The sequence below is a fragment of the Dehalococcoidales bacterium genome (assembly GCA_030698765.1).
In the GTDB taxonomy this organism is placed as follows: domain Bacteria; phylum Chloroflexota; class Dehalococcoidia; order Dehalococcoidales; family UBA2162; genus JAUYMF01.
In genome coordinates this window covers 1-7026 of the sequence record JAUYMF010000055.1, presented here as the reverse complement: position 1 = coordinate 7026, position 7026 = coordinate 1, and the positions used below count along the sequence as shown (strand labels likewise).

The 7026-nt window shown below is 56.4% G+C and carries 7 protein-coding genes; 3 read left to right on the top strand and 4 right to left on the bottom strand.

What is annotated here, in order from left to right; all coding sequences use genetic code 11:
• From Q8Q07_02680 to Q8Q07_02670, 3 genes are all read left to right on the top strand, one after another.
• Positions 1-1136, top strand: a 1136-nt coding sequence (locus tag Q8Q07_02680; protein MDP3879197.1) for a thiamine pyrophosphate-dependent enzyme, incomplete at its 5' end; no start/stop codon positions are given.
• On the top strand, positions 1133-1729 hold the full coding sequence (locus Q8Q07_02675) for an indolepyruvate oxidoreductase subunit beta (protein MDP3879196.1): 597 nt from the start codon (positions 1133-1135) through the stop codon (positions 1727-1729). The genes Q8Q07_02680 and Q8Q07_02675, both read left to right, overlap by 4 nt.
• A complete protein-coding gene (locus Q8Q07_02670; protein ID MDP3879195.1) occupies positions 1716-2954 on the top strand; it encodes a pyridoxal phosphate-dependent aminotransferase in 1239 nt (412 codons plus the stop codon). Before Q8Q07_02675 ends, Q8Q07_02670 begins: the two co-directional genes overlap by 14 nt.
• Before the next feature lie 11 nt (positions 2955-2965).
• Here Q8Q07_02670 and Q8Q07_02665 read toward each other — a convergent pair whose 3' ends face one another.
• From Q8Q07_02665 to Q8Q07_02650, 4 genes are all read right to left on the bottom strand, one after another.
• Complete coding sequence (locus tag Q8Q07_02665) at positions 2966-4477, bottom strand: AMP-binding protein (GenBank protein ID MDP3879194.1); 1512 nt, start codon at positions 4475-4477, stop codon at positions 2966-2968.
• 29 nt (positions 4478-4506) lie between these two features.
• Entirely contained in the window at positions 4507-5049 is a 543-nt protein-coding gene (locus Q8Q07_02660) for a 2-oxoacid:acceptor oxidoreductase family protein (GenBank protein ID MDP3879193.1), read from the bottom strand.
• On the bottom strand, positions 5046-5891 hold the full coding sequence (locus tag Q8Q07_02655) for a thiamine pyrophosphate-dependent enzyme (GenBank protein ID MDP3879192.1): 846 nt from the start codon (positions 5889-5891) through the stop codon (positions 5046-5048). Before Q8Q07_02655 ends, Q8Q07_02660 begins: the two co-directional genes overlap by 4 nt.
• Positions 5891-7026 (bottom strand): hypothetical protein (locus Q8Q07_02650; GenBank protein ID MDP3879191.1); only part of this gene is annotated, 1136 nt, incomplete at its 5' end. The genes Q8Q07_02650 and Q8Q07_02655, both read right to left, overlap by 1 nt.

Here is a 7026-nt window from a genome sequence, read left to right as displayed (position 1 = left end):
TTGGCGTGATAACCAGCGGGGTCAGCTACCAGTATGCCGCACAGGTCTTCCCCCGCGCTTCTTTTCTCAAACTGGGAATGACCTATCCCCTTCCCCGGAATCTAATCCGCCAGTTTGCCGGGCAGGTAGACAGGTTAATCGTGATTGAAGAGCTTGACCCCTTTCTCCAGGAAAATATTCAGGTTATGGGAATCAAGGTCAGCGGCAAGGAATTCATCCCCAGGACAGGCGAGCTAAACCCGGATATTATCGAGCAGGTCAGCCGCAACGCCGGACTGCTCCCGGAAACGCCGCCCCGCCCGAAGGTACAGTTAAGCCCGGAGCTCCCCAAACGCCCTCCCCTGCTCTGCCCGGGCTGCCCGCATAGCGGTATTTTCTTCGTCCTCAGCAGCACCGGACAGCGCTCGAAGCTCCCCGGCACTCAACAGAAGCCGGCCGGAGAATCAGGATTAATCATTACCGGAGACATCGGCTGCTACACCCTGGGCGCTTACCCCCCGCTCCTCGCCCTGGATACCACCGCCTGCATGGGCGCCAGCATCGGGCAGGCATTGGGCATGGAAAAAGCCGGGGTCGGTAAAAAGGTAGTGGCGGTTATCGGCGACTCTACATTTATGCATTCCGGCATTACCGGCGTGGTCAATGCCATCTACAACCAGGGCAAAATAACGATTATCATCCTCGATAACGGCACCACCGCCATGACCGGCCACCAGGAGCATCCCGGCACCGGGGTTTCGGCACAGGGCAAGGAGACTGTCAGAGTGGAGCTGGAAGAAGTAGTCCGCGGCATCGGGGTAAAAGATGTCAAGGTTATTGACGCCTTTAATCTGAAAGCTCTCAGGGCCGGACTCAGGAGCGCGCTGGACAGCCCCGAGCTTTCTGTTATCATCGTCCGCGGCCGCTGTTCGATACTTACGCCAAAGGGAACTGATCCCAGAAGCATAGATGCTGAGACCTGCAACCAGTGCGGCGTCTGCCTGCTTATCGGCTGTCCCGCTATCCAGAGCGACCGGGAACAGGTCTATATTGACGCTGCGTTATGCGTAGGCGAAACCTGCGCTATCTGCCAACAGCTCTGCCCCCGGCGGGCAATAACGGCACAGTCCGCACTGGTGGCCGGAGAAACGAGATGAAGAAGCTGGATATTTTGATTACGGGTGTGGGCGGCCAGGGAGTGATTCTGGCCAGTGACATCATCGGTGAGATTGCCATCACCGCCGGCTACGATGCCAAGAAAACAGACACTATCGGCATGGCGCAGCGCGGCGGCAGCGTTATCAGCCATGTCAGGCTCGCCAGCAGAGTCTATTCCCCATTGATCAAGGAGGGGGAGGTTAACCTGCTGATTGCCCTGGAAAAGCTGGAGGCAGCCAGATGGAGCCACTACCTGCACCCCGAAGGAACCGTCATCATCAATAACCTGGCCATCCCGCCGCTATCTGTCGCCGTCGGTAGCGAGCGCTACCCCAGTGACGAAGAGATAGTCAGGATATTACGCCGGCACACCGAGCGCGTCTATCTGGTCGAGGGCACAAGTCGGGCCAAAGAGCTGGGCAGCACCCGGACACTCAATATGTTCATGCTGGGGTGTGCCTCACCCTTCATACCATTTAAGATTCAAAGCTGGAAGGACGGCATTTCGCAGCATCTGCCGTCCAGAGTCCTGAAAATAAACCTCACCGCCTTTGAGCAGGGCAGAAAGGAGATGAAGAATGCCAATATCTGAAAACATCCGGCGGAGTATGACTACGGGGTCGGTAATCAGGAAGATGTTTGATGAGGGTTTGCTACTCAAGCAGCGCTACGGCGAAGACAACGTCTTTGACCTATCCCTGGGCAATCCGATGATGGAACCTCCGCCCGAATTGCACCAGGAGTTGAAAAGGCTGGCGGAGCGCCCCTTAACCGGGATGCACCGCTACATGGAGAATGCCGGCTACCGCGAGACCAGAAACGCCGTCGCCACTCAGCTTTCGGCGGAGACCGGCATCAAGTTCGCCATGAAGGACGTTATCATGAGCTGCGGGGCAGCCGGAGCCCTCAACGTGGTGCTGAAGACGATATTAAATCCGGGAGAAGAGGTGATTCTATTCGCTCCTTACTTTGTGGAGTACGGCAACTACATCAGCAACCATAACGGCGTGACCACGGTTCTGCCCACAGACGATAATTTCATGCCCAGACTGGATATACTTGAAGATACGATTAGTCCCAGGACCAAAGCTATCCTGATAAACTCCCCTAACAACCCCACCGGGCGTGTCTACGGCGATGATTTCTGGCAGCAACTGGGAGAGCTGCTCCGCAGCCGGGAGGCCCGCTATGGCACCGATATTTTCCTGCTCAGTGATGAAGCCTACCGCAAGATTATCTATGACGGACTGGAATACCCGTCACCCCTGCACCACTACCGGCAGACTATAGTTATCACTTCACACTCCAAGGACTTAGCCCTCCCCGGTGAACGCATCGGCTACATTGCCGTGCACCCCGAATGCCGCCACCATGATGACCTGATCAACGGGTTCATCTTCTGCACCCGGACGCTGGGTTTTATCAATGCCCCGGCCCTGTTGCAGCGCCTGGTAACCCCTCTCCAGAATGTGACCGTTTCTATCGCCGAGTACCAGAAGAAGCGGGATTTCTTGTACCAGCACCTTATCGAGTTCGGTTACTCGGTAACAAAACCCCAGGGCGCTTTCTACATGTTCCCTGAATCACCGCTACCGGATGAGGTCGCCTTTGTCGATGAGCTTAAACAGTGGAATGTACTGACTGTTCCCGGCATCGGCTTCGGGACACCGGGGTATTTCCGGATATCATACTGCGTTGATGACAGGATACTGGAAGGTTCCCTGACCGGTTTCCGGAAGGTCGCCGAAAAATTCAATCTTAGCGGGCGGTCCGTCATGGAAAATGAGAGGGGATCACTGAGCAAAGACCCGGTCTGACACCGGAGCTATTATTTCTCCAGCAGCTTGAGCCGCTGTATCTTGCCTGACGGGCCCTTGGGCAAGGACTCGACGAATGAAATCCGCCGGGGTGTTTTGAACCTGCCCAGCTCCTGCAGACACAAATCGAGTATCTCTTTCTCGGTAGCCTGTTTACCCGGTTTCAGGACGATAAAGGCTTCTATCTCCTGCCCGTACCGGTCATCATCAACACCCACCGTAGCCGCCTCGAGGACGCATGGGTGCTGGTACAGTACCGCGTCTATCTCCGCGGGGGCGATGTTCTCTCCCCCCTTGATTATCAACTCCTTGAGTCGACCGGTAATGAAGAAGAAGCCGTCTTCATCCCGGTAGCCCAGGTCTCCGGTATGCAGCCAGCCGTTGACCAGGGCGCTGGCAGTAATACCTGGTGCCTTGTAGTACTCATTCATAACATTATCCCCCCGCACCACTATCTCGCCTATCTGCCCGGGAGGAAGCTCACTGCCATCCTGCAAATTGATTACCCTGGCCTCATTACCCACCGGAACCCCCGGCGAACCGTATTTCCCTTTTTCCGGATCAAGCGGATTTGAAAAGACCGGCGCCGCCGTTTCCGTCAAGCCCATCGTTTGAATAATGGGCACCCTGAATTTGAGCTCAAAATCTTTCTGCAACTGCGGCGGCAAAGGCGCTGAGGCTGAACGCCCGAACCTGACCCGCTCCAAACCAGGATTTTTCCCATCGGCATAAGGGTCAGTAGCATCCAGCAGGTAGGACATAATCGTCGGCACCACGCTGAACCAGGTACACCGGTACTGGCTGATAAGCTCCCAGAAATTGCTGGTGTGGAACCGGTAGGGCATGACCACACTGCCGCCGCTGACCACCGGGGCCACGGTAGTGACTATCTGTCCATTAATGTGGTACAGAGGCAGAGAACAGAGCGCACGATCATGCTCGGTCAAGCAGTGCGCCAGAGCCGTATACTCACCGCCGGCCACCACATTCTTTTGGGTCAGCACCACCCCCTTAGGCAGACCGGTAGTGCCCGAGGTATAGAGCAGCAGGGCGGGGTCATCTTCATCTACTTTGGGCAGGTTGATTCCGCTCAGGTCTTCTGCCGGGAAAACAGCCTCTCCATCAATATCAATAACAAAAAGGAGCGGGGGCCGGGGCATTTTCTGCAGTATCGACTCCAATTTTTCCCGCTCGTCTTCGGTAGTAAAAACAATCCTGGTATCAGAGTGCGCCAGTACATACTCCAGGTGGGACATCTGCGCCAGCAGATTAAGCGGGGAAACGACCAGCCCGGAGTACATCACCCCCAGAAAAAGCCGGGCGGTCTGATACCCGTTGTGTAGCAGGTAGGAGACCTTATCCCCCTTGCCCAGACCCATCTTCAGCAGGTGCTTCCCCAAGGACTGTGAATATTCCCGAAGCTGCCGGTAGGTCAGCTCCAGTCCGGCTTCAGGGGCAATAAGAAAAAGGTTATCCGGCTGCCGCTCCGCTTGCCGGTCAATAATATCTCGAATTGTACGCATCAGGAATATCCCCCTGTATCCCCGGTCAATTAGTCTAGGGCAGCCAGTAACTCGTAGCCTATTTGAAAGGCCGTGGTGTTTTCTTCCTTGAAGCGGGGCATGACATCGAGCATGGCGGAGAGAACAATCTCTTTATCGAAGATATCAATCTTCCCGGCCATCGCCCCGAGCATGATGCTGTTGGTATAAATCGGCTGGCCTAGTTTCTCAATGGCTAAATCCCGGGCCGCCACCGAATAGTGAGTTATCTTCTTTTCCTTCTCCCCGTCAATCACGGTGCTGCTCGGGTCGTAAAAAATAACTCCGTGGCTGACCAGGTCAACATGCCGGTTGTAGGCGGGAGTCGACATGGCGCAGAAATAGTCCGGGTCCTCTATTATCGGGCTGTCAATCGCTTCCCGGGAGACAATTACCTGGGCGCGCACGTAGCCGCCCCTCTGCTCGGTACCGTGACTTTTGAGCATGGCAACGCGGTAGTCCTGTTTCACCGCCGCCAGCCCGAAGATTTGCCCCAGTCTGACAATGCCCTGCCCGCCGAAGCCGCTGATCAGTATTTCCGTTCTCTCTTTCATGCGCTACCTGCCCTTTCTCCCGCCAGTCCCCTCATTTTTTCCCTGACGGCGCTGGCGTAGTCCGGCCGGGTGTTGCTGGCGTCATGATAAATCCCCGTCCTCCAGATAGTGTTCTCATCGGGAGTCTCGTCAAGACGCCGTGCCCGGCTTTTCATCCAGCGAAACATGTTAAGGGTATTCCGTGACCCCAGGGCGGTGCTGGCGTAGTTGGTAATGCAGGGGAAGACCACATGCACCAGGGAGAAACCCCTGTTCTGCAACGCCTGCCGCATACTGTCTACCCCGAACTCGCCGTCCATGCTCATGTGCCGGGCCAAAAAGGTAGCCCCCGCCTCCCGGATAATGTTCAGAATATCACGGCCATCCTGAATCCAGTTCGGCTCGTACATTCCGTAGGGGCTGCTGTCAGTAACGGAGCCTTCCGGCGTCATCCAGGAATACTGCCCGCCGGTTGACTGGTAGCCCAGGTTGTCACAGACGACGACGGTGATATCCACGTTGCGCCGGGCGGCGTTGAGCAGGTGCTGTAAGCCGATGCCAAAGGCATCGCCATCACCAACGGTACAGACAATCTTCTTCTCCGGAGGCAGCGACAGACTCAACCCGCTGACCATGGCGTAAAGTCGACCGTGGGTCGCCGCCACCCCGTCCCCCTTCCACATAGCGAAGGTCTGTCTTCCGGAGCAGCCGATAGAGGTCGCCCAGATGACGTCTTCTATCGGCAATTCCAGGTCATCAATCGCCTTGGCCAGCATCTTCTGTGCTTGACCCAGACCGCAGCCGCTGCAGGCGGTACTGGGAGTCTTTCTTACTCTAAAATACTTCTCGGCTAAGTAGTCCATCACCAAGCCTCCCTTTCCCATTCAATCGCGGATATTGTTTTGCCGTCGAGCAACGCCTGAAAGACCTCCAGGAGGTCATGGATTTTCGGCAGCTCCCCACACTGTCCCAGAAAATGGACTTGACTGTCCTTGGGGCAGGCCCTCTGTATCTCGCGCACCAGCTGGCCGTCATAGTTCAACTCTACGGAAAGGTAGGTGGCTTTTCTCTTGAAAAGCTCGTCGGGGAAAGGCCAGAGGGAGATAAGCCTTAACGCCCCCACCTTCATCCCCTTTTCCCGTGCCGCTTTTACCGCCGACTTTACTACACGGGAAGGAGTCCCGAAGGACACCACCACCAGTTCCGGGTCATCCTCCATTCCGAAGGCTTCATAGCGGGTGATGAGATCCCGGTGGTTCCTGACCTTATAGATAAGCCGGTAGACGTGCTTGTGGCAGGCCTCTACGTCCTCGGTGTCATAGCCCTGCTCGGTGGGCGTCCAGTCGGAGCAGAGGGCGCCGGTATTATGTCCCAGCACCACCGGAGGAATATCAATTTTATCAATCGGGGGATAGAACTCAGGGCCGTAGTTAATTTCTCTCTCTTTAAATCTCAGCCCCATTTGATCCTTCTCTACATCAGTCTCCGGAATGGTGATGTCCTCCATACCGTCGGTTACCAGCTGGTCAGCCAGCAGGGTGACCGGCGTCCTGAACCTCTCTGCCAGGTAGAAAGCCTCCACGGTGAGGTAAAACGCTTCCTGGGCGCTGTTCGGGGCGAGGACTATCGTCTCGTAGTTCCCTCCCTGGGTCGGGAAGCGCGTGTTATAAAACTCGCCTTGGCCGGGAGCGCCGGTAATGCCGCTCACCGGTCCCACTCTACCAGAGTTGAGCACTACCACCGGTATCTCACTGGCAATCGCCCACCCGTACGGGTCGGCATAGAGAATATAGCCCGGCCCGGAGGTACCCGTCATCACCTTCAGACCTCCCAGGGCGCCTCCGATACACATGTGCATGGCAGCGCACTCATCCTCTGCCTGAAGGTAATACCCGCCGACCTCCGGCAGTCTCCGCGACATCGCTTCGGCCAACTCCGTAGCCGGAGTTATCGGATAGCCGGCAAACATCCGGCAACCGGCGATCACCGCCCCTTCGG

Bases quoted from the DNA above. Each gene is read 5' to 3' on its own strand.
- Q8Q07_02675 (MDP3879196.1), top strand. From the start codon at position 1,133: ATGAAGAAGCTGGATATTTTGATTACGGGTGTGGGCGGCCAGGGAGTG.
- Q8Q07_02670 (MDP3879195.1), top strand. From the start codon at position 1,716: ATGCCAATATCTGAAAACATCCGGCGGAGTATGACTACGGGGTCGGTA.
- Q8Q07_02665 (MDP3879194.1), bottom strand. From the start codon at position 4,477: ATGCGTACAATTCGAGATATTATTGACCGGCAAGCGGAGCGGCAGCCG.
- Q8Q07_02660 (MDP3879193.1), bottom strand. From the start codon at position 5,049: ATGAAAGAGAGAACGGAAATACTGATCAGCGGCTTCGGCGGGCAGGGC.
- Q8Q07_02655 (MDP3879192.1), bottom strand. From the start codon at position 5,891: ATGGACTACTTAGCCGAGAAGTATTTTAGAGTAAGAAAGACTCCCAGT.